This is a genomic window from Rhodococcus sp. C1, from assembly GCF_020809065.1.
Lineage (GTDB): Bacteria > Actinomycetota > Actinomycetes > Mycobacteriales > Mycobacteriaceae > Rhodococcus_F > Rhodococcus_F qingshengii.
This window is the reverse complement of sequence record NZ_CP078080.1, coordinates 3,004,996-3,026,030: the sequence shown is the minus strand read 5'-3', so window position 1 is coordinate 3,026,030 and position 21,035 is coordinate 3,004,996. Positions and strand designations below refer to the sequence as shown.

Sequence of the window (21,035 nt, the reverse complement as noted above, 5' to 3'; positions counted from 1 at the left end):
CGCGGCCGTCAGAACAAAGTGAGAGCTGCTCCCGCACCCACCAGTTCCCGGGGCGCCTCACGCGGCTCACTGCCAGCTGCACTGACGTCTCGATGCTCCGAACGACCACCCAACCCATGGCGCTCGACCAATGGCTCGACACGGCTTGCGAGCCAACGCTTGTATTCGGGAGTGACATACGCGCCCCGCCCGTACAGCTCGCGGTAGCGACGGATGAGCGCCGGATGTTCCTGAGCAAGCCAATTCATGAACCAACCCCGAGTACTCCCCCGCAGGTGCATCGGGAAGACCGTCACACTCGTCGCACCGGCTTCGGACAGTGCCTCGAACAGCCCGTCGAGATGACTGGTGGAGTCGGTGAGGAACGGAATGACCGGCGCCACCATGACATTGCACGAGAATCCCGCGTCGGTGATGGCGCGGATCATCTCGAGACGCGCCCGCGGCGACGGGGTACCAGGCTCGATCTGCTTCTGAAGTGCAGCGTCGTTGATCGCCAACGACACACCGATTCCGACGTCGACCTGCGCTGCCGCCATTTTCAACAGCGGCAGATCCCGTCGGAGCAGAGTTCCCTTCGTCAGGATCGAGAAGGGAGTTCCGGATTCGGTCAACGCGCGAATAATGCCGGGCATCAAGCGGTATCGGCCCTCGGCTCGCTGATAGGGATCGGTGTTGGTACCCAGTGCCACCGCCTCCCGTTTCCAGGACTTTCGCGCCAACTCTTTGCGGAGCACCGCGGCAATGTTCGTCTTCACGACCACTTGGGAATCGAAATCCGCGCCGGCGTCGAGGTCGAGATACTCGTGACTCGGTCTCGCGAAACAATATCGGCATGCGTGCGAACAACCACGAAAAGCGTTGACGGTGAAGCTGAACGGCAACGTCGACTCTTCGGGCATCTTGTTGAGCGCGCTCTTGCAGAGCACCTCGTGAAACGTGATTCCCTCGAACTCGGGAGTCTGCACGGAGCGAACCAACCCGGCCCGTTCGAGTCCGGGTAGCGCTCCGTCATCTGCATCCAATGCCTGACCCGACCACCTCATGGCCCCAAGTCGAACACTTGTTCTAAGGTATGTCAAGATGGAGCGAATACCCGACCGTGCCTCACCACGGCCGGGAAGTTGTTGGCAGAATTCGGTGCATGTCGAACAGAATCAATATTTCGTCCGGTTCCGAATGGGAACCCAAGATCGGTTACTCCCGTGCCGTGCGCATCGGTAACCAGATCGCAGTCTCCGGCACCACCGCTCCTGGTGAGACCCTCACAGATCAGACCCGCGCAGCGCTCGAAACTATCAAGGCAGCACTGGCCGAGGCCGGCGCCTCGCTCGACGACGTCATCCGCACTCGCATGTACCTGCGCGACATGACGCAGTGGGAGCAGGCCGCTCTCGCGCACGGTGAAGTGTTCGGCGAGATTCGTCCCGCCACGACGATCCTCGAGGTCAGCTCGCTGATCGACACCGCTCTGCTCATCGAGATCGAGGCCGACGCGGTCCTCAGCTGATCGCCAATCCGGACATTTGTGAAATGGGCGCCTAGTCTGAGCCGATGAAACCGATGCGGCTGTATCCGTTGACGCTCGCGCTCGGCATCACCGCCGCTTTCCTCTCGCCCGGTTCTGCACTCGCAGATCCGGGCGAGAGTCTTTCGACGGCTTGCGGCAGCCAGTTGAGCAATGCCGAGGTGGGCCGGATTGCCGAACTCAGCGACGTCACGACCCTGAACGGTGCCGGACTGCCTCGGCTCGAGACCGCTGTCGAACGTCATCGTGAGATCACGTCGATCCTCGTCTCCCACCACGATTGGCGAGGCCTGTTCTCCGTCGGCCTCGACGCTGTCGAGCACGAGGCGGTGATGCCGCTGCAGCGAGACCCCGCGGTCTTCGACAATGACGAGTGGGCCCATTCGGTCAGCTACGAATTGCTGCGAAGGTACCTGGTGAACGTCCATGCGGAGTTCACCGGCACTCCCACAGATCCGGCGTGGAACAACTACTTCACCCTGACGCGTCAGTGCGACGCCAGTCCGGCACGAGTCGCCATGGCCGGCTACAACGCGCATCTCACCGTCGACCTCGCTCACGCCGTCGCCGCTTCCGGAACCACAGCAGAGGATGTCCCCGATTTTTACAAGATCGTCGATTCGATTGCCGTCAAAGGTGGTTCGATCGTGACGCTCACCAAGGCCGAGTACGACGCCGATCTCGGGCCCCTCTGGCGGTTCTACTTCGTCGGCGAAGGACTCGACCGATTGGCCGGAAACTCGCAGCCCTCGGAACTGTTGCTCCGCGCCGCCGACAGCGGATACAACACCATCACGCTGGCCAACGGGTTCGCCCTCCAGAATCCGCAGACACGTCCCGGCGCAGAACAGGAGATCGACGCGCTCTGGCGTACTACAGATTCCGCTCTCGACGTACTCTCGCGACTCGGTGGTCTCTGACATCTCACCCTCCGCTGCCTGAACCGGACACACCTGCGACAATGACCCCATGACGGGGCACTCGACGGGGCAAGGCATGCAGAGTCCCGCCATGCGCCGGGTGCGAGACCTGTTGCGCGGGCCCGCAATTGTCTGCGATGGCCGGGCAACCATCCGCGAGGCCGCGAAGTTGATGACCGATGCGGGCCGCCGCGCTGTTGTGATCCCGACGGAGACAACCGGTTTCGGAATCTTCACCGAAGGTGACCTACGTGCTCGTGTGGTAGTCGGTGGTATCGACAGCAATCAGCCGGTATCAACGGTGATGACGCCGTCAGCAGTGACAGTCGATCCGGATCGATTGGGCGCCGACGCCGTGACCGACATGCTCGAGTACGGATTGCGCCATCTCCCGGTCGTGACCGAGGCAGGCGCACTGATGGGTGTGCTCGAACTCAGCGACCTCCTGACTTCGGCCACCAATCAGGGTTTCGAACTGCGCGCAGCGCTCGCCACAGCACAGGATGACGCCCACCTCGTCGAAACAGCCCGCGCGGTCCCTGTTCTGGTGACGGAATTGGTGGCGTCACGGGTCTCTCCGCTCGACATCGGTGCGACGCTGGCCGTGCTGATCGACGTGACGGTCAGGCGAGCCATCGAATTGGTGGTGGGCGGAGACGAGCGACCGGATTTCGCGTGGCTGTCGCTCGGCAGCGTCGCCAGGCGTGAAGCGCTCCCCTCTTCGGATATCGACAGTGCGCTGGTGTGGGGCGGCGAATCTCATCACGAGGGAGCCGACGCCGCGAAGACCATCCACGACATCCTCGATCTCTGCGGGTTCCCTCGCGACACCAAGAACGCCGTCGCGACCCAGGCCAGGTTTGCTCGGACGCTCCCACAATGGCGCACTGCGCTGCGGAAATGGGTATCCAATCCGTACCAGGACCAAGCCCTGGTCATGTTGTCGATGCTGGCGGATGCCCGCGTCGTCGCAGGCGATCCGGCGTTGGATCCTCGCCCTGCGGCGTTGGATCAACTGCGACTGCACCCGGCCGTCATGCGACTGCTCCTTCGCGAAGCGGTCGGAGACAAGGCAAAGCTCCATTCGTTCAAGGACGTGATGACGCGTCGGACCGGAACCGTCGACCTCAAAGCCAGCGCCGTCCAACCGATCGTGAACATCGCTCGATGGGCGGGGATTTCCGTGGGCGCCCGCACGAGTTCGACACTCGAACGTCTCAAGGCTGCAGCGGGAAGCGGTTTCCTACTCGACGACGACGCCCAGGTACTGATCGAATCTTTCGAGGTGTTGCAGCAGATTCGTGTCCGCCACCAGACCGATCAGTTCGCGGCAGGTCGGCCACCGACCGACGAAGTCGTGATCTCCGAACTCACTCCGCTCTCGCGGAGCTTGCTGAGCAATGCAGTGCGCGAGGTCGCAGGTGTGCAACGACGACTCGAATATGCCGCGTCCGCGTCGGCGCTACCCGACATCGACCCGTGAATCGCACTGCGCTCGAACAGGTTCTAGCGGCGGAGCGCCTCGAAGGCTGGGATCCGAGTAACGAGCAGATCGCGGAACTCGAGGCCGTGATGATCGGGATGCTCTCTCGGCGTGAGTATTTCGAGCAGGAATTGGCGCGAGCTGTCGGCCTCTCGTCTGCAATTCCCCCGCGAATCCGCTGGCGAAGATCAGCGCCGTACGTCTATCGCGGTACATCGGTGCTCGAGAACAATTTCGACGTGCGAGATCCCGCCGCACTGCAATCACTCGAGTTCGCGGCGACCGCGCTTCGTCTGGGTGAGGCGCATCTCGGCAGCGACCTCGTACCGCACACGCGAGACACAGCCGAACTTCTCCTACTTCACCAGCACGTTTTCCAAGATCTGTACCAGTGGGCCGGACACATCAGAACCGTCGACATCAGGAAAGGTGCGGCAACGTTTGCTCCGGTCTCGGCGATTCGGAACTACCTGTCCGAGGTGGAAGAGATCATCGCCGCCGTCGATTGGGTAGCGCTCGATCACGGCGCTGCGTCGTTCGCGCTCGCATCGGTGTACTCGACGCTCAATCATGCCCACCCGTTTCGGGAAGGAAACGGGCGAACCGGAACCCTCTTCCTGCACCGACTCGCCGCGGACACCCGGTATCAGCTCGACTTGTCGCGGGTGAGCAGAACCGAGTGGGTATCCGCGTCGAGGGATTCTGCGCCTTTCCGGCCCACCGGAACCCCGTCGCCTCGCCCGTTCATCGATCTGTTCAATCGCGCGCTGACTCGCTGACGCAAACATCTGCTGCCCGTTCCAGACGGACTGAACACCGTTACTGCTGAGTGAGCACCGCTTCCGACACTCTGGAAGCGGTGCTCACTCGAGGAAAAGGGTGCTCACTCGACCATCAACCGGGCAGCGCGAACTCCCCTGCGGCGGACCAGCGCTGACGCTCGGCCCCGAACGCGACGGACTGCATCGCACGGAACTCCTCGATCGAGCGCGAGTTCGACGCGAGGAACTCCTGATGCTCGGCCAGCGAGAAGCTGCCGTCCTCGATCTCGACGCCCCCGCCGCGGCCGGCGGCGGTGTCCGCGCGCAGATCCATCAACTCTTCCGGCTCGACGGGGTACCAGGAGATCCGGTCGAAGAATCGCAGCAACCACGGAGTGCCCTCCTCGAACGGCCCGGACTTCGCGGGGTGGCGGTGATTCCACACCTGCGTCGTACGTCCGACGAACTGGTACCCGCCCGGGCCTTCCATGCCGTAGATGCAGAGGTACGCCCCACCGATCCCGACGGCGTTTTCGGGGGTCCAGGTGCGGGCGGGGTTGTACTTGGTCGTGACCAGACGATGACGCGGATCGAGCGGCGTCGCGACCGGCGCTCCGAGGTAGACGTCACCGAGTCCGAGCACCATGTATTCGGCGCCGAAGACGGTGTCGAACACGTCGTTCACGGATTCGAGACCGTTCATCCGGCGGATGAACTCGATGTTCCACGGGCACCACGGCGCGTCGGCGCGAACCCCGTGCATGTACCGCTGGATCGCTTCGCGCGTAGCCGGGTCGTCCCACGACAGTGGCATCCGCACAGTGCGACTGGGCACAACGAGTTCGTTGGCCGCCGGCAAGGTGTCCTCCGCCTCGGCGAGCATTCCCATCAGCTTGCCGACGGGCAGCACGTCCGGGTCGACGCGGACCTGCAGGCTGCGGATTCCCGGGGTGAGATCGAGTAGTCCGGCCGGCTTCTCGGCGTCGAGTCGCTGATGCAGTGCATGAGCACGCGCACGTAACGCCAGGTCGAGATTCATGTCGCCGTATTCGACCAACACGTTGTCATCGCCTGAGCGCCGGTACGTGACCGCGGTGTCGCCGTCACGGCGGGCTATGACGCCGTCGTCGCCGTCACCACCGGAGGAATGAACAACCGAATTGGACGCTCGACGCGATACTCCGAGGTCACGCCGGGAGGCTGCCCGTTCGGCGCGGACCGGCACGAAGCGAATCTTGTTCCCGGGAGCCAACTGTCCGAGCTTCCAGCGATCAGCGGACACCACTGTGATCGGGCAGACGAAGCCGCCGAGGCTCGGTCCGTCGGGTCCGAGGAGGATGGGCGTGTCGCCGGTGAAGTCGAGTGCACCGATCGAATACGCGTTGTCGTGGATGTTCGAAGGGTGAAGTCCGGCTTCGCCGCCGGTGGTTCTGGCCCAGTCTGGTTTCGGACCTATCAACCGGACACCGGTGCGGTCGGAGTTGAAGTGGACCTCGTACTCGGTCGCGTACAGCGTGTCGATGTCGGAGCGGGTGAAGAACTCCGGCGCCCCGTGCGGGCCCTCGGTCACCGCAAGTTCCCAGCACGTGTGTATCGCCGGAACATGCTCGGCGGGAACAGCTCCCGCGACCCCGGTCGCCTGTCCGAGTTTGAGAACGTCTCCTGCCCGCAGAGTCCTACCTTCGTGTCCCCCGAACCTGCCCAGGGTGAAGGTCGACGCACTGCCGAGATAGTTGTCGGTCTCGATTCCGCCCTGTACGAGTACGTAGATGCGCAGGCCCGGGCCGCTGACCGTTCCGACGTCGAGCACCGATCCAGCGGGGACGAAAACTGGTCGCCACTGACCGTGTACGACGCCGTCGACGGTCACCGACACCGGGGCACCTGTGATGCAGACCGTGGTGTCTTCGTCGAACGTCATGGCAGGTCCGGCCATCGCGCATTCGATGCCGGGGGCGCCTTCGGGGTTTCCGAGTGCGGTGTTTCCCAACCGAAACGACAGGTCGTCCATCGGGCCCGATGGTGGGACTCCGATCTGCCAGTATCCGACGCGTCCTGGATAGTCCTGAACCGTCGTCAGCATTCCGGGACGCACGATGGTCAGTTTTGCGTTCATTCGTCTGCTCCCGGCCGTGTGACGATCATGCGGACGGCCGTGGGATCGAAGCCGTTGCACGGGTTGTTGATCTGCGGGCAGTTGGACACGAGGACGAGCACGTCACGTTCGGCACGCAACGCGAGCCGCTTGCCTGGTGCCGACAGTCCGTCGACGATTCCGAGTGTGCCGTCGGGGTCGACCGGGACGTTCATGAAGAAGTTGATGTTGGACACCAGGTCCCGCTTACCGAGCCCCCATTTTGCGCCCTCGACGAGGAAGTTCTCGACGCACGCGTGCTGATGCTTGGTGTGGTGGCCGTATCGCAGGGTGTTCGATTCCTGTGAGCACGCGCCGCCGACGGTGTCGTGGTTTCCGACCTCGTCTGCGACCAGGGTCATGAGTGGAGTTCCGTCGTCACTGCGGAGCACGGAGCCTGTGGACAGAAACAGGTTCTTCTGGGCTGTGACCGTCGCTGCTGCCGAGTACCGAACGCTGTGATCGTCACCAGCGTAGACGAGGGTGTCGACGGCTTGATTTCCGTGTAGATCGACGATGGTCAGAACGTCACCGGCACGGACAACTGCGGACCACGGCCCGAATGCGTCAGCAATCTCGTCGAGGATCACCGTTCCGGGAACGAGGGCGGGGACATCCAAGGTGGTGGTCATGCGATCTCCTCCAGGTTCGAAGCCGTCCAGGCATCTTCGGTATTGAGCACTGCGCGTTGGTATTCCGGCCCGAGATCGTCAAGGCTGCCGAGTTCGTCGGCGGCCTTCCACGCGAGCACTTCGAGGGACGTGGTGGGAAACTGCGGCGCCGGATCGAGTGGGTGCGCGGTGTTGGCGATCATCACGATGACGGGCAGGTGAATCAGAAGGTCGACCGTTGCGCCTGAGCCGGCGGACCCCGTACTGGTGAGAGCGCCGTCCGCCTCGACGCGGACACCATGGAAGAAGGACAACGGCGGCGCTATGTCCTGCGGCCCGAGTCCGTTCTTCGCGGCAGCGACGGTGAACAGTTCACGACCGGCGGGTGAGGCACTGTGCAGCGAACCCTGCCCGTACTTCGCCTCGTTGGTGGCGCGTGACGTCGTTCCGCAGAACGCGTCGTGGTGACCCGACGTGTCTGCGACCACGGTCGCAAGTACTCGCCCCTGATCGGAGAGCAACGGGTGCCCGACGCCGAGATAGGCCTGCCATGGCACCTTGACGGTATCGGCGACGTTGAGACGCTCCCAGGGGGCGTCGGCGCGATAGAGCAAGATGTTTGCGCAGGCGCTGCCAGCGATGTCGCGAAGTCGCAATCGGGTTCCACGTGCGAGAACCTTGGTCGCGTACCGCCCACCCGGCACGGTCTCAGCCCAGGTCAGACGTTCGGGCGCGACGTCTTCGGGTGGGTTCGGCCAACGCGTTGCCGGCAATACGGGCATGGAATCGGTGATCGTTCCAGCTTGGGACCGGGCATGCTCGCGCGCTCCGGCGGTGGTCTGAGTACTCATGGTCAGGCTCCGATCGTGACGGGATTCGGGGTGGCGCGGCCACGTGGGAAGCAAGCGACTCCCAGCCCCACGACCAGCGCTACCGTGATGGGCGCGGCCCACTGCAGAATGGGGTACTCCCCGGTGGGGTTGAAGATCTCGGCTCGTGGCCAGGACAGGTTGATCACCATCAGCGCGCCGTACACAACCGCGGCGATGTTGACCGGAACTCCCCAGATGCCCAGGGAGAAAAGCTTTTTGCCTTCGGCGTCGAACTTGGGGCCGACTGCCGTGCGAGGCCATCCCTTGAGACGCTGAACCAGCAGCGGCACGGTCACCATGAGGTAGGCCAAGTAGATCAAGATGATGCATACGCTGGACAGGGTTGCAAAAATTGCCGAGTTGCCCACGTTGACGGCCAGGACGGCAATGCAGACCAGACCGATGAGGACGGACGGCGCGATAGGTGTTCCGGTGCGGGGGTTGACCTTTGCCAGTACCTGCGAGGCAGGAAGCCGCCCGTCGCGGGCCATCGAGAACATCAGCCGTGAAGCAGCAGTCTGAATGGCCAAGGTGCACACGAACACTGCGATCGAGACGTCGATCAACAAGACCGTGCCCCACGGCGAACTGAGAATCGATGTCAGTACGTACGGCAAACCTTCCGTGGCCAGGCGTCCGTCGGTGAGTGAGGGCGCTGCCATCAACGCGCCGAGGATCATCAAGCCGCCGCCGAGCGCGGAAGCGGACAGTGCAAGCCGGATCGTACGAGGTGCGACGCGTCGGGGGTTGCGGGTCTCCTCGGCCAGTTCGCCTGCCGAACCGAAGCCGACCATGACGTAAGCAGCCATCAGTCCGGACATGATCCACGCCCAGGCGTATCCGGGCTGACCGCCGGCACTGCCGGTGTCGAAGACGACGTCCGGTCCGCGCTGAGCGTGGGTGAAGAACATCCCGATCACCGCGATGACACCGACGATTTCGCAGGTCACGCCGATGTTGTTGATACGCGACATCCAATTGACGCCGATGCAGTTGATGAAGGTGGTCAGAACCAGAAGTACCGATCCGAGCAGCACGGCGTTGGCGGCACCACTCGATGAGGTGAGTGCGCTGTCCTCGCCGATGATCTGGAACCCGCTCCACACATTGGGGAGCACGACCTGCAAGGCGATCGCGGCGGCCGATGCAGTGACGATCTGAGCGAGAATCATGAACCAACCGGCGAACCAGCCGACGATCTCACCACCCATCCGCCGCGACCACTGGTAGATGGCACCCGAAATCGGATATCTGGCAGCAAGTTCCGCGAAGTTGAGAGCGACCATGAACTGACCGATGAAGACGACCGGCCACGTCCAGAAGAATGCCGGACCCGCGAAACCGAAACCGAGGCCGAACAATTGGAAGATCGTGGTGAGGATGGAGACGAAGGAGAAGCCCGCGGCGAAAGACGCGAACTTTCCCAGCGATCGATGCAGCTGCTGCTCGTAGCCGAACTCCGCGAGGTCACCGTCGTCGTGAGGCGAAGAGGCGAGTGCGGATGCGGTGGTGGGCTGCGCAGCCGGGGTGGTTGCACTCAACGGCGTACTCCTTCGGCGAAGCGATTCAGAGGCGAATAACTGTCGATTGATAGTTTTCGCGAAATCCACTCGCCGCAGGTGACGCCCGCGTATACGATTCGCCTGATTCTGTAACAGGCTCGTTGAGTACGTTTCGAGCACGTGACCGAATGCTCACAGCGGCGGCCATCCCGCACGTAAGGCCGCAGCCTGCCACTATGGAAGGCGTGACCAACGCCGGCCCCGGACGACCCCGCCTGACCGCTCGCCGACGCCCGGGTGGCACTGCCCGGGCGGAGATCTTGGATGCAGCCGCTGAACTGTTCACCACCCGAGGCTTCGCCGCGACGTCCACACGCCACATCGCCGAAGCAGTCGGAATGCGTCAGGCGTCGCTGTACAACCATTTCGCCACCAAGGACGACATTCTGGTTGCACTTCTCGCCGACACCGTGACGCCGGCGCTCGACTTCGCGGAGAATCTCAGGCCACTCGACACCGCACCCGAGGTCAAGCTGTACGCACTTTCGTACATCGACGCGGCACAACTGATCACCGGACGGTGGAACCTCGGCGTCCTTTATCTCTTACCGGAACTGAGAAGTGACAGGTTCATGTCGTTCCGAGCCGATCGCGATCGGCTTCGCGAGCAATACCGGGCACTCGCCCAGGATGTGCTCGACGCGATTGACGATCCATCATCAACGCACCTGGCCGAGCTTCCGTTTCGCCTGGTAGAAAGTGTGATCAGCGCGCGAGCCGACGCGCTCGAAGGCACCCCGATTCCCGACGCCGCTGTCATCGCCGGGTCGGCGCTGCACATTCTTGGGTGGCGCCAGGATCTTGACCCCATCCATACGGAAGCGGCAACGATCATTGCGAACGCAGAAACGCCGAAACTGTCCGGGGCTGCATCAGCTCCGGACAATTTCGACGCATTGAGGACCTAAACGGCCACGAGACTAGACCGAGAGGGACTGTCCCGGGAAGATCAGGTTGATGTTCGGAACCTGGCTGGCGAGGTTCTCGAGCGAGATGCCGTGTGCAGCAGCGATCTTCGACAGGGTGTCGCCTGCCTTGACCACGTAGTTGCCGCTTCCGGTGCTTGCTGCCGGAGCCGACTCGACGGAAGCCTCAGCGGTGACGGGGGCGGCTGCGGCCTCGTAGTTGCCTGCGGTGGTGCCGGTGGTCAGGTACTGACCGCAGACGGGCCATGCGCCGACGCCCTGGCCTGCGAGAACGTTCTCGGCGACACGGATCTGCTCGGCCTGGCTGGCGTTGGCAGCGTTGCCCGATCCACCGAATGCGTTCCAGGTGCTCTGCGTGAACTGCAGACCACCGTAGAAGCCGTTTCCGGTGTTGGCGGCCCAGTTACCGGAGGACTCGCAGTTTGCGACTCCGGACCAGTCGTGGCCGGCTGCCGAAGCGGTGCCGGTGCTCATGGCGAGCGGGATCGCGACGACTGCGCCTGCGGTTGCAACTGCGCCGAGGGCGCGCTTGAAGGTGATGCTGGTCATTGGGTAAATCCTCTCCGCTACCGCGGACGAGGTCGGCCCGGACGCTTTCACGTCTCGTCGATCGACTCGTCTGTTTCACTCCTGCCCCGCGAAGGTTTCGGGAGTACCGGACCCGCGGGGCAGAAGCACGCAGTTGCGGGTCGGTGTTTGCCCGGTAGTTTCGGGCTGTCAACGACCGTAGGTGATGGTCACGGATTGGTCACGGGGCAGTTTTCCGGCACTGCTGTACCAGACTCAGTCGAAACTCGAGCAATAACCACAGGTCAACTAATTGATTCGAGCTTCAACCATACCGATCGTTATCCGTCCGTTATGTGGCAACCGTCACGGTGATTTTGTGACCCACCGCACCGAAACAGGCCGTGTCGGACCGCCAACGAGGATCCTGGGGATGTTAAGAGATTCCTGGCAACGGGAAAAACCAACCGCCCCAATCATTATGGAGAATGGACTGGTGATCGTCGCAGTAGAAGGACCCAGCGCCGCCGGCAAGACCACCTGGTGCCGAACCCAACTCGGTGGCGAATCCGCGGCGGAGAGATTCGTCGCCGAGTATCAGCCCACCGGGTTCGAGCCGGACGGTACGGATCTCGACCTTCAGGCAAGTTACTGGACAACAGTCAATTCGAAGCGATGGTCGCAAGCGGAAGATCTCGAAGCGAGAACCGGTATCGCGCTCTGCGACAGCGACCCGCTGAAACTGCACTACAGCTGGTGTCTCGCTGCGGTGGGCGCAGCACCTCGGGAGCGATTCGAGTACGAGCTCGCGGCAGTCGAGACAGCTTTCGAGCACCTCGAACTGGGTTTCGCGGATCTGACCGTCATCTCGATACCGTCACCGGAGCAGCTTCTACTTCAGCGCGAAGGCGACCCCAGCCGCCGCCGACGGCATTTCGAGCTTCACGCGGCGCTCGCCGAGCCCCTCACCCACTGGTACTCGGCGGTGAACAGGGTAGATCCAGGTCGCGTTGTGTGGCGCTTTCCGACACAGCTCGATCTTTCGCGCTGTCCCCCACCTCGATCGGATCGCAGCGATCTGGGCCTTCTTCGCGCCGTGATCGACGAATTGCCGCCTCTCCCCAGGTAGGGAGCGGCTGCTCGATCTCAGCGCGCTCGTTCGACCCTGGCCTCGTCCCACACCGGAGACTCGCTCTCGTACACGTTCCCGTCCGATCCGAATACCAGGAACCTGTCGAACCCGCGCGCGAACCAACGATCGTGGGTTACCGAGATGACGGTGCCGGCAAACTGGGCGATTCCGTGCTCGAGCGCATCCGCCGAATGAAGGTCGAGGTTGTCGGTCGGTTCGTCGAGCAACAACATCGTGGCGCCGGAGAGCTCGAGGAGCAGGATCTGCAATCGTGCCTGCTGACCGCCGGACAGGTCGTCGTACTTCTGTTCCGCAGCTTGGGACAATCCGTAACGGTCCAGCGCGCGGCTCGCCGCTTCGCGTCCCATTCCGCTGCGGTGTTCGTCGCCCATGTGCAGGATCTCGAGCAGCGTGTTTCCGGTCAGATCGGGCCTGGAGTGTGTCTGCGCAAACAATCCGGGACGTACCCGGGCACCCAGCGTCGCAGTACCCCCGTGCTCGACCGGCGCGATGTCGAGCGCCTCGACGGGCAGATGCTCGCTCCCCGGATCGGTCCCCCCACCCGCCAAGAGCCGAAGGAAATGCGACTTTCCGGATCCATTGGAGCCCAGCACGGCAACCCGATCTCCGTACCAGATCTCGGTGTCGAACGGCTTCATCAATCCGCTCAGCTCGAGATCTTGACATACCAACGCGCGCTTGGCGGTTCGCCCGCCCGCCAGCCGAACCGTCACCTTCTGCTGAAGTGGAATCGCTTCGGGTGGCCCTGCCTCCTCGAACTTCGCCAACCTGGTTTGCGAGGCGTGATACCGCGCAGCGACGCCGTCGTTGAACTTGGCCTTTTCACGCAATCGCAGAACCAGGGCACGTAATTTCGCGTGCTCCTCGTCCCAGCGTCGGCGCAGTTCTTCGAATCGAGCGTTGCGATCCTCGCGGGCCTGGTGGTAGCTGGCCAGCCCAGCACCGTGGGTCCACGACGTTGCGCCGCTGATTCCGGGCTCGAGCGTCACGATGTGGGTGGCCGCGTTGGCGATCAGTTCGCGGTCGTGGCTGACGAACAAAACCACTTTCGACGATTCCGAGATCGTCTTTTCCAGCCATCGCTTGCCCGGAACATCGAGGTAGTTGTCCGGCTCGTCCAGCAGGAGTGCGTCGTCGGGCCCAGCGAACAGTGCTTCGAGAACCAACCGTTTCTGCTCGCCACCACTGAGGGAGTTGGCCGCGCGCCACTTCGCACGGTCATAGGGAACACCGAGAGCCGCGGTAGTGACCTTGTCCCAGAAGTCTTCGGTCTCGTAGCCGCCCACGTCGGCCCAATCGGCCAGCGCATGCGAATACTTCATTTGAGTTGATTCCTCGTCGCGCTCGATCATCGCGTTTTCTGCCGTATCGAGCGCCAGTGCTGCGTCCCGGATCCGTGCCGGCGAGACGGACAACAGAAGATCGCGCACGGTGGACTCGTCGCGAACATGGCCGACGAATTGCCGCATCACGCCCAGTGTTCCGGATCGAGTGACAGCGCCCTCGTCGGCGACGACGTCTCCGGCGACAATGCGGAGCAACGTCGTCTTGCCAGTCCCGTTGGGGCCTATCAGTGCAGTTTTTGCACCGTTGCCGACCCGAAAGCTGACACCGCTGAGCAGTTGCCGACCATCAGGGAGAAAGTAGTCGACGTCGGCGATGTTGAGGTGGGTCACGCTGTCAAGAGAACCCTACCCACGGCGATCTGCCAAACCATTATTCCTGCCTTCGGTCTCGAGTTCACTACCGTTCTGGGATCGTCCGACCGCATCGAGCGCCGCCAGATATCCGAAAACCATTGCGGGACCGATAGTTGCACCTGGACCAGCATAGGTATGACCCATCACCGGTGAGCTGGTGTTACCTGCTGCGTAGAGCCCGTCGATGACCGAACCGTCGGCGCGCAACGCTCGCGCGCGAGCGTCCGTGTTGATGCCGCCTTTGGTCCCGAGGTCTCCAGGCACCATCTTCGCGGCATAGAACGGACCCTTCGTGAGTTCTCCGAGGCTGGGGTTGGGCTTGTTGGTGCAATCGCCGTAGTAGTGGTCGTATCTGCTTGTCCCACGGCCGAAGTCGCGATCGATTCCGTCGCGCGCACAGCTGTTGAATCGTGTGATGGTGGCGGACAGCGCATCGCCCGGCACTCCGATCTCGGCAGCGAGTTCGGCAATCGATCCAGCTCGCACAATCGCACCCGATTCGATCCACGACCGAGGTATCGGCCTGCGCGCCGGAACCCCCGCGAACAGGTAACGGTCACGGTACGTCTGATCGAAGATCAGCCAAGCCGGGATGTTCTCAGCGGGTCCTTCACCTCGGCCGTACTTTCCGCCGAACATGGCGTGTGCCGCTTCGACATAGGGAAGTGACTCGTTCATGAAGCGCTGACCGCTGGCGTTGACCATGAGGCTGCGAGGCAACGAGCGTTCCGCCAAGGCGAACCACGGGCCTTTGGGCAGTGGAATCGACGGGGCCCACCACGCGTCGTCCATGTACGAAATTGCGGCGTCGACGCGTAGAGCTGCACGGATACCGTCCCCGGTATTGGTCGGTGCCCCGAGAGTCCACTGCGCGCTACTCGGCCGGCGCTGGTACTCGCCTCGCATGTCGTCGTTGTTGTCGAACCCGCCACACGCGAGGATGACACCGCATCGAGCGTGCATGGTGGTCTGCACTCCCCCGGACTCGAGTCGCACACCCACGACACGATCACTGTCGGTTACCAAATCCACAAGCCTCGTCCCGAGCTCCACCGTCACTCCGGCGTCCCGAACTCCGAGCATCAGTTCGGCCATGAGCGCCGGCCCGAGCCCGATCAGCTTCTTCTTCCGAGCTCTTGCGGCCAGGGATCTCAGTCCTACCCGAAGCATCCGCACCGGACCCCGCCAATGCCGGATCCCCGTGCTCAGCCAACGGTAATCAGATTGTTGGACAACCATGTTGAGCGGAACCTTCATGTACGGCGGATGAAGTGTCGCAAGATCGTCGCCCAGAGCTCGCGCGTCGAACGGGCGCGGCTCGCACGAGCGGCCGCTTGCACGTCCGCCAGGTGCCTCGGGAAAGTAGTCGGAGTAACCCTTCACCCATTCGAGCTCGAGTGCAGAGTGACGAATCAGGAAATCGAGGGCTTCCGGACCTCGATCGATATACGTGTCGATTCGGTCGGTGTCTGCATCCTCTCCGACAATGCTCTTCAGATATGTTCGCGCAGAGTCGATATCATCTGTCGGTGCCTCGCGGCGAAGTATCGAGTTTCCCGGAATCCACACGCCGCCCCCGGACCGGGACGACGAACCGCCCCAGTATTCGGACTTCTCCACGAGTATCGTCGAGAGTCCGTTGCGGGCTGCGGTGATGGCTGCGGACATGCCGGCAGCCCCCGATCCGACAACAACGACATCCACTACGGGCACATCTACTACGGGCGGCACGGCGCCCTGAGGGTTCTCGTCCATCACTGGTCACGACCTTTCGTGTCATCTTCGTCCTGCGTGTGCCACCGGGATCCTCGAACAGCGTCGAGCGCCCCCTCGACGCACACGGGAAGTGATGCCCCGCGCTTGTGAGGGTTACGTATCCATTGCCGATAACCGAACTCCGCCGCCGCCAACATCAAATGAACGAGAAGTCCTGGGCGGCTGTCGTTTTCCGGATCGAGTTGCATACGTTGCGCCACCAACTCGACCAACCGATCACGATGCTCGGGCGCGATCAGAGCGACACGATCCATCAGGTGCGGCGCGGTACGGAACGCCGATCGCCACTGATCGATCTCCGCGGACTCGAAAGCATTGGAACGCTCGAGGATTGCCCGTGATATCGCAAGATCAGCCGACTCGGTCGGTGGGCGATCCTCGAGCAACGTCACGATTCCGGCACCGCCCTGCCTGACCGGATCCAACAGCAGATCCTCCTTGTTACGAACGTGCCGAAAGTACGTACTCGCCGACACCCCCGCTGCCGCCGCAATCTGCTCGGTGGTCACGTCCTCGAAACCGTCACGCGCGAACAGATCGAATGCCGCACGTTGAATGTCTGCTCGCACCTGCAACCGCTGTCTCTCCCGTAGTGACATCAGCAACGTCCTCCCGCCTCGGCCGAGATCCGGCCGTTCTCGATAATGCGAGTCTCACCTATTGTGACAGTCACTGTCAATATCCAATTCTCTGTCAGATATCAGCAGACCCGGGCATTTCGTTGACAGGGCATTCGATGCCACGACAAGCTTCGAAGATGAAACGATGGGGACCGAATCGAGACGTTTCTCCAAGAATTTGTCGATGCGGGGCTTCAAGGCGCGGTCACCGAAGGGTATTTCGGTGGTCCACTCTGGCGCATGACCCTGCTCGCCCGTTTCGACGACCGAGCCCTCGGCCCCGACGGCGCCGTCATCTATCGAAATCGAACAGTGCTTCTCGTTCGGACCAAGTGGGAAAGATCATCGAGCAAGAGGTCTACTACGAGGACACCGCCAGAATCGGTGACTTCGACAGGCGGCTCCGCGAAATCGAAGCCGGACGAGCCTGTGGCACAGTCGTGGAATGACAGACGTCAGGATTGACCGCCACCGAATGCTGTCGGCGTTCCTGTCTTCCCAGAACGATGTCGAACTGGCCCGACTGGTCGACACCGTTCAAATCTCGAGTGTCGGCGTAGGTGGCGCCGCAGGAGTGATCAGGGTCTATGACAACAGGCTCAACGGCGTTCCGGTATTCACCAAACGCATCCCACTGAGCGTGCGGGAAATCGCCGAGGTGGGCTCTACTTCCAACCATTTCGATCTGCCGACGTTCTGCCAGTACGGCATTGGTGGCCCAAGCTTCAACGCCTGGCGAGAACTGGCCGCGAACATCGTGGTCACCGATGCCGTTCTGGCCGGCGAAACACAGTCGTTCCCAATGCTTTACCACTGGCGGATACTTCCCGGACGTTCGCCCGTTGCGGCCGAACACGCCGACATCGATTCCGTTCACACCGCCGGCGCCAGCCGTGAAGTGCGGACCCGTCTCGAAGCGCTTGCCGCTGCGCCGTGCAGCCTCGTACTGTTCTGCGAGTACATCGAACACCCGATCTCGAATTGGCTGGAAGACAACCCGTCCGCCAAAGCTGCCGAAGTCGAGCGACAGTTTTCGGAGATCGTGGCATTCTTGCGCGATCGACAGTTGCTGCACATGGACGGACATTTCGGCAACATGCGCACCGACATGGAGCGGATCTATCTCACCGACTTCGGACTGGCCACATCCCCACACTTCGACCTGTCGACTGCCGAGCACGACTTCGTCCGGCGCCACGCCACTCATGACGCCGACTACGCCGCCATGCTTCTGGTCAACTGGCTGGTGACCGAGGTCTGCGGGGTACCGAGGCCGACGAGCGGCGGACCAGTCGCCCGCAACCAGTACGTACGACGATGCGCCACAGGTCATATTCCAGGTGATGTGACACCAGAGGTGGCCGCGATCGTGACACGGCACGCGCCCGTCGCTGCGAGGATGAACGACTTCTACTGGCGATTGTTCGACGGCGACTTCGATGCGCCCTACCCGCATGCCGCGCCAGTTCCGACTTCCGGTCGAGCACAGGGTTTTCCCTGAACTGCCGTATTCACATCTCAGGGTTCATGTCATCCTCGGGACCGATGTGCTGGTCAGTGCCGGTAGGGCACAGTTCTCCTCATGATTGAACTGAGGGGATTGACCAAGGTTTACGGACCGACGAAAGCGGTGGACGACTTGTCGTTCACGGTCAAGCCGGGCATCGTGACGGGCTTCCTGGGCCCGAACGGTGCAGGCAAGTCGACGACGATGCGGATGATCCTGGGTTTGGATCAGCCGACGTCGGGTGCGGCGTTGATCGAGGGCAAGCCGTACCGCGAGCTCAAGACGCCGTTGCGGACGGTGGGTGCGTTGCTGGATGCGAAGTGGGTGCACCCCAATCGCAGTGCGCGTGCGCATCTGCAGTGGATGGCTGCTTCGAACGGGATCCCGAAGTCCCGCGTCGACGAGGTGCTCGGGTTGGTCGGGTTGTCCGAGGTGGCGGGCAAGAAGGCCGGCGGGTTCTCGTTGGGTATGTCGCAGCGTCTGGGGTTGGCGGGTGCGTTGTTGGGGGATCCGAAGGTGTTGTTGTTCGACGAGCCGGTCAACGGTCTCGATCCGGAGGGCATCGTCTGGATTCGTAAGTTCATGCAGCGGTTGGCGGCCGAGGGCCGCACGGTGCTGGTGTCGAGTCACCTCCTGTCGGAGATGGCGCTCACGGCGGAGCAGTTGGTGGTGATCGGTCGGGGTCGGTTGATTTCGGATTCGACGGTCGCGGAGTTCGTGGATCGTTCGTCGGAGTCGACGGTGCGCGTGCGCAGCCCACAATTGGACGCTCTCCATGCCGCATTGACTGCCCAGGGACTGACTGTCCGCGAGGAACATTCAGGATCGGAGCCGGTGTTGGTGGTCGTGGATTCGACCACCGATGTGATCGGTGGTTTGGCTGGTTCGCAGGGAATCGTGTTGCACGAGTTGGCTTCTGTGCAGGGATCGCTCGAGGATGCGTTCATGAAGTTGACCGGAGACGATGTCCAGTACCACGCATCCGGTATCGATCCGGGCGCCGGAGCCCACCACGCAAACACACAGCACGCTATGGGAGGTGCACTGTAATGGCTGTTCTCAGTGCTGAACGTATCAAGATCACCACGACCAAGTCGCCGCTGTGGTGCACGATCACAATCATCGTCCTAGGGTTGGGCGTCGCCTGGATGATCGGGCGTTCGTCGAGTTCGAGCATTCAGGCGTACAACGACGAAGCCGCATCAGGAACTCCTGATTTCGAGAAATTCCTCCCCACGTTCAACGACGCGGGGCTAGGAGTATCCGGATTCGGCGTCATGGTCCTGATGATCATGGCGGCGCTCGCGATCACCAGCGAGTACCGCTTTGGCATCATCCGTACCACCTTCCAGGCCATCCCGAGTCGGGCTTCGGTTCTGATCGCCAAAGCCGGCCTGATCGGGGCTTTCGGCGCGGTACTGTCCTTCGTTCTCATGCTCGGCGCGGTATTCATCACCAAAGCTGCGGCAGGCTCTGAAGGTTCCACCAATCTGGCACTCGACAACGCCGATGCCTGGCGTGCCGTTTACGGCGTACCGATCTTCGCGTTCCTCTGCGTCGCCCTTGCCATCGCCGTCGGAGCACTCCTTCGTCAGTCCGCCGGCGCCATTGCACTACTGCTGCTGTGGCCACTGCTCATCGAGAGCCTGTTCGGCATGTTCGGATCCTTCGGCAGAAACGTCACACCGTTCCTCCCGTTCGCCAATGCCGACCACTTCCTCTCTTCGGGTTCGAGCACCAATTTCCATTGGGGCCCTTGGGGAAGCTTGTTCTACTTCGCAGCGTTTGTGCTGGTGATATTCGGAATCAGCATCGCCGTCGTCAACAAGCGCGACGCCTGACCGAGTCGCAAACCGACCAAGACCGAAACTGGCCGCACCGGAGCCCTTCCGGTGCGGCCAGTTTCGCGTTGACAGAACCCGCAGCGCTTGTCGATCACGCCAAGGAACAGGGCACGCGCGGGTTCGCGTCACTCTGCCCCGCGGACGCGGCACCTCGAAATAAGACCTGGTCGAGTTCTTGGCAGACTGACCTCACATGTCAGCGTTCCAGTTGCGCGGCAAGCTCTTTCATCCAATCGAGGAATGCCTGCGGGCCGTCGAACTGGACGCCGTCGACAGCAGCCACTTCCGGTGCGATGTCGTCGCCCTTGACCACCAACGCTTCTCCACCCGAGGCAAGGACAGCGGCAAAGGCCGGTAGGTCACCCCGGTCGTCGCCCGCGTACGCGACGACGTCGACCCCTGCGGCCGCGATCGCGCGAAGGAGGCCTGTCCCCTTGTCCTCCTCAACGGGTGGGCGCAATTCCTCGACCAACTTGCCGGGCTCACGCCGCAACCCGGTCCGGCTCGCGATTTCTGTCGTCGCTGCTTCCACCAGGCGCTGCGCGACCGCACGATCCGCGGCCCGACGCCAATGCACGGCCACCGCAAGGCCTTTGCTCTCGACATGGATGCCAGGAACTGCCGGAGAGTCGAACAAGCGTCGCAATTCGGCTTCTGCTTCGGCGACAGCATCACTGAACGCCGCGACGGCCGGAAGCACGTGGATTCCGTCGTCCGTCCAGGTCTCGACGCCGTAGGAACCCATGAGCACAACGGAATTCAAGCTGAGCCGCTCTCGCAAGAACGACACAGGCCGTCCCGAGAGCAAGCCGACAACACCGAGGTGTTTCGTCAGAGTCGCGAGCACGTCCTCGGCGCCGGGCAGGAGTGCACTCGCCGACGGATCATCGACGATGGGTGCAAGCACACCGTCGAAATCCATCACCAGTCCACAGCGAGCTGGATCGGACGTGAGTCGGAGGATGACGTCCGCAGCGGTTCGCATGGTTCGAGTGTGCCAAATCGATCGCACCCGCAATACCAACACCGGATCCGAATGTAATCTCCGCCACTTCGTCCAAGTTGTCCGGAACCGCTGGCGAACTCGCGTTCTCTCCCTGCAAGGGCGGACTGTGGTCCGATACAGTTCTC

At 62.5% G+C, this 21,035-nt stretch carries 19 protein-coding genes; 9 read left to right on the top strand and 10 right to left on the bottom strand.

All coding sequences use genetic code 11. The features are described from left to right. Positions 1–8 precede the first annotated feature (8 nt). Positions 9–1,046, bottom strand: a complete 1,038-nt coding sequence (locus tag KTR60_RS14040) for an Rv2578c family radical SAM protein (protein WP_003944842.1) — start codon at positions 1,044–1,046, stop codon at positions 9–11. A 98-nt stretch (positions 1,047–1,144) separates the two neighbouring features. Between KTR60_RS14040 and KTR60_RS14035 the strand changes: the two genes are divergently transcribed. Genes KTR60_RS14035 through KTR60_RS14020 form a run of 4 tightly spaced genes read left to right on the top strand, consistent with a single transcriptional unit; the run spans position 1,145 to position 4,710 of the window. After that, positions 1,145–1,510: a RidA family protein gene (locus KTR60_RS14035; protein ID WP_058038743.1), complete on the top strand. Its 366-nt coding sequence runs from the start codon at positions 1,145–1,147 to the stop codon at positions 1,508–1,510. Positions 1,511–1,563: 53 nt separating this feature from the next. Next, complete coding sequence (locus KTR60_RS14030) at positions 1,564–2,448, top strand: DUF5995 family protein (RefSeq protein ID WP_323374424.1); 885 nt, start codon at positions 1,564–1,566, stop codon at positions 2,446–2,448. Between the two features lie 49 nt (positions 2,449–2,497). Further along, complete coding sequence (locus KTR60_RS14025; RefSeq protein ID WP_228232711.1) at positions 2,498–3,931, top strand: putative nucleotidyltransferase substrate binding domain-containing protein; 1,434 nt, start codon at positions 2,498–2,500, stop codon at positions 3,929–3,931. Further along, entirely contained in the window at positions 3,928–4,710 is a 783-nt protein-coding gene (locus KTR60_RS14020; RefSeq protein WP_047888369.1) for a Fic/DOC family protein, read from the top strand. The genes KTR60_RS14025 and KTR60_RS14020 overlap by 4 nt, the downstream gene beginning before the upstream one ends. 115 nt (positions 4,711–4,825) lie before the next feature. On the opposite strand, the gene KTR60_RS14015 is transcribed toward KTR60_RS14020, so the two are convergent. Genes KTR60_RS14015 through KTR60_RS14000 form a run of 4 tightly spaced genes read right to left on the bottom strand, consistent with a single transcriptional unit; the run spans position 4,826 to position 9,850 of the window. Further along, a complete protein-coding gene (locus KTR60_RS14015) occupies positions 4,826–6,808 on the bottom strand; it encodes a 5-oxoprolinase/urea amidolyase family protein (RefSeq protein ID WP_228402237.1) in 1,983 nt (660 codons plus the stop codon). Further along, complete coding sequence (locus KTR60_RS14010; protein WP_007728099.1) at positions 6,805–7,458, bottom strand: urea amidolyase associated protein UAAP2; 654 nt, start codon at positions 7,456–7,458, stop codon at positions 6,805–6,807. Before KTR60_RS14010 ends, KTR60_RS14015 begins: the two co-directional genes overlap by 4 nt. After that, a complete protein-coding gene (locus tag KTR60_RS14005; RefSeq protein ID WP_228402236.1) occupies positions 7,455–8,288 on the bottom strand; it encodes an urea amidolyase associated protein UAAP1 in 834 nt (277 codons plus the stop codon). Before KTR60_RS14005 ends, KTR60_RS14010 begins: the two co-directional genes overlap by 4 nt. Positions 8,289–8,290: 2 nt before the next feature. Continuing rightward, positions 8,291–9,850 carry an amino acid permease gene (locus KTR60_RS14000; RefSeq protein ID WP_042951823.1) on the bottom strand — a complete coding sequence of 520 codons (1,560 nt, stop codon included), beginning with the start codon at positions 9,848–9,850 and terminating at the stop codon, positions 8,291–8,293. A gap of 197 nt (positions 9,851–10,047) precedes the next feature. Here KTR60_RS14000 and KTR60_RS13995 point away from each other — a divergent pair, with 197 nt between their 5' ends. Next, complete coding sequence (locus tag KTR60_RS13995; protein ID WP_054188193.1) at positions 10,048–10,779, top strand: TetR/AcrR family transcriptional regulator; 732 nt, start codon at positions 10,048–10,050, stop codon at positions 10,777–10,779. 12 nt (positions 10,780–10,791) lie between these two features. Here the strand turns inward: KTR60_RS13995 and KTR60_RS13990 are convergent, their stop codons facing one another. Then, complete coding sequence (locus tag KTR60_RS13990; protein WP_003944949.1) at positions 10,792–11,346, bottom strand: transglycosylase family protein; 555 nt, start codon at positions 11,344–11,346, stop codon at positions 10,792–10,794. Positions 11,347–11,785: 439 nt separating this feature from the next. Between KTR60_RS13990 and KTR60_RS13985 the strand changes: the two genes are divergently transcribed. After that, a complete protein-coding gene (locus KTR60_RS13985; protein WP_228402235.1) occupies positions 11,786–12,433 on the top strand; it encodes a hypothetical protein in 648 nt (215 codons plus the stop codon). A gap of 17 nt (positions 12,434–12,450) precedes the next feature. On the opposite strand, the gene KTR60_RS13980 is transcribed toward KTR60_RS13985, so the two are convergent. Genes KTR60_RS13980 through KTR60_RS13970 form a run of 3 tightly spaced genes read right to left on the bottom strand, consistent with a single transcriptional unit; the run spans position 12,451 to position 16,532 of the window. After that, complete coding sequence (locus KTR60_RS13980) at positions 12,451–14,133, bottom strand: ATP-binding cassette domain-containing protein (RefSeq protein WP_228402234.1); 1,683 nt, start codon at positions 14,131–14,133, stop codon at positions 12,451–12,453. Positions 14,134–14,148: 15 nt separating this feature from the next. Next, complete coding sequence (gene kstD, locus KTR60_RS13975; RefSeq protein ID WP_228402233.1) at positions 14,149–15,912, bottom strand: 3-oxosteroid 1-dehydrogenase; 1,764 nt, start codon at positions 15,910–15,912, stop codon at positions 14,149–14,151. Next, positions 15,912–16,532, bottom strand: coding sequence for a TetR/AcrR family transcriptional regulator (locus KTR60_RS13970; protein WP_039972893.1), 621 nt, complete (start codon positions 16,530–16,532; stop codon positions 15,912–15,914). Before KTR60_RS13970 ends, kstD begins: the two co-directional genes overlap by 1 nt. A 466-nt stretch (positions 16,533–16,998) precedes the next feature. Here KTR60_RS13970 and KTR60_RS13965 point away from each other — a divergent pair, with 466 nt between their 5' ends. The 3 genes from KTR60_RS13965 to KTR60_RS13955 all read left to right on the top strand — a co-directional run bounded on the left by KTR60_RS13965 (position 16,999) and on the right by KTR60_RS13955 (position 19,901). After that, positions 16,999–18,054: a serine/threonine protein phosphatase gene (locus KTR60_RS13965; protein WP_065455701.1), complete on the top strand. Its 1,056-nt coding sequence runs from the start codon at positions 16,999–17,001 to the stop codon at positions 18,052–18,054. A gap of 81 nt (positions 18,055–18,135) precedes the next feature. Beyond that, complete coding sequence (locus KTR60_RS13960) at positions 18,136–19,110, top strand: ABC transporter ATP-binding protein (protein ID WP_042919882.1); 975 nt, start codon at positions 18,136–18,138, stop codon at positions 19,108–19,110. Further along, positions 19,110–19,901 (top strand): ABC transporter permease subunit, encoded by a 792-nt coding sequence (locus tag KTR60_RS13955; protein ID WP_003943323.1) that lies wholly within the window; start codon positions 19,110–19,112, stop codon positions 19,899–19,901. The genes KTR60_RS13960 and KTR60_RS13955 overlap by 1 nt, the downstream gene beginning before the upstream one ends. Before the next feature lie 199 nt (positions 19,902–20,100). On the opposite strand, the gene otsB is transcribed toward KTR60_RS13955, so the two are convergent. Then, positions 20,101–20,889, bottom strand: a complete 789-nt coding sequence (gene otsB / locus KTR60_RS13950; protein ID WP_228402232.1) for a trehalose-phosphatase — start codon at positions 20,887–20,889, stop codon at positions 20,101–20,103. Positions 20,890–21,035: the final 146 nt, after the last annotated feature.

Excerpts from the sequence above, each read along its gene's own strand:
- KTR60_RS14030 (WP_323374424.1), top strand. The coding sequence starts at position 1,564 with ATGCGGCTGTATCCGTTGACGCTCGCGCTCGGCATCACCGCCGCTTTC.
- kstD (WP_228402233.1), bottom strand. The coding sequence starts at position 15,912 with ATGGACGAGAACCCTCAGGGCGCCGTGCCGCCCGTAGTAGATGTGCCC.
- KTR60_RS13985 (WP_228402235.1), top strand. The coding sequence starts at position 11,786 with ATGGAGAATGGACTGGTGATCGTCGCAGTAGAAGGACCCAGCGCCGCC.
- otsB (WP_228402232.1), bottom strand. The coding sequence starts at position 20,889 with ATGCGAACCGCTGCGGACGTCATCCTCCGACTCACGTCCGATCCAGCT.
- KTR60_RS14010 (WP_007728099.1), bottom strand. The coding sequence starts at position 7,458 with ATGACCACCACCTTGGATGTCCCCGCCCTCGTTCCCGGAACGGTGATC.
- KTR60_RS14005 (WP_228402236.1), bottom strand. The coding sequence starts at position 8,288 with ATGAGTACTCAGACCACCGCCGGAGCGCGCGAGCATGCCCGGTCCCAA.
- KTR60_RS14040 (WP_003944842.1), bottom strand. The coding sequence starts at position 1,046 with ATGAGGTGGTCGGGTCAGGCATTGGATGCAGATGACGGAGCGCTACCC.
- KTR60_RS13990 (WP_003944949.1), bottom strand. The coding sequence starts at position 11,346 with ATGACCAGCATCACCTTCAAGCGCGCCCTCGGCGCAGTTGCAACCGCA.
- KTR60_RS14035 (WP_058038743.1), top strand. The coding sequence starts at position 1,145 with ATGTCGAACAGAATCAATATTTCGTCCGGTTCCGAATGGGAACCCAAG.
- KTR60_RS13995 (WP_054188193.1), top strand. The coding sequence starts at position 10,048 with ATGGAAGGCGTGACCAACGCCGGCCCCGGACGACCCCGCCTGACCGCT.
- KTR60_RS13970 (WP_039972893.1), bottom strand. The coding sequence starts at position 16,532 with ATGTCACTACGGGAGAGACAGCGGTTGCAGGTGCGAGCAGACATTCAA.
- KTR60_RS14015 (WP_228402237.1), bottom strand. The coding sequence starts at position 6,808 with ATGAACGCAAAACTGACCATCGTGCGTCCCGGAATGCTGACGACGGTT.
- KTR60_RS13955 (WP_003943323.1), top strand. The coding sequence starts at position 19,110 with ATGGCTGTTCTCAGTGCTGAACGTATCAAGATCACCACGACCAAGTCG.
- KTR60_RS14025 (WP_228232711.1), top strand. The coding sequence starts at position 2,498 with ATGACGGGGCACTCGACGGGGCAAGGCATGCAGAGTCCCGCCATGCGC.
- KTR60_RS13960 (WP_042919882.1), top strand. The coding sequence starts at position 18,136 with ATGATTGAACTGAGGGGATTGACCAAGGTTTACGGACCGACGAAAGCG.
- KTR60_RS13965 (WP_065455701.1), top strand. The coding sequence starts at position 16,999 with ATGACAGACGTCAGGATTGACCGCCACCGAATGCTGTCGGCGTTCCTG.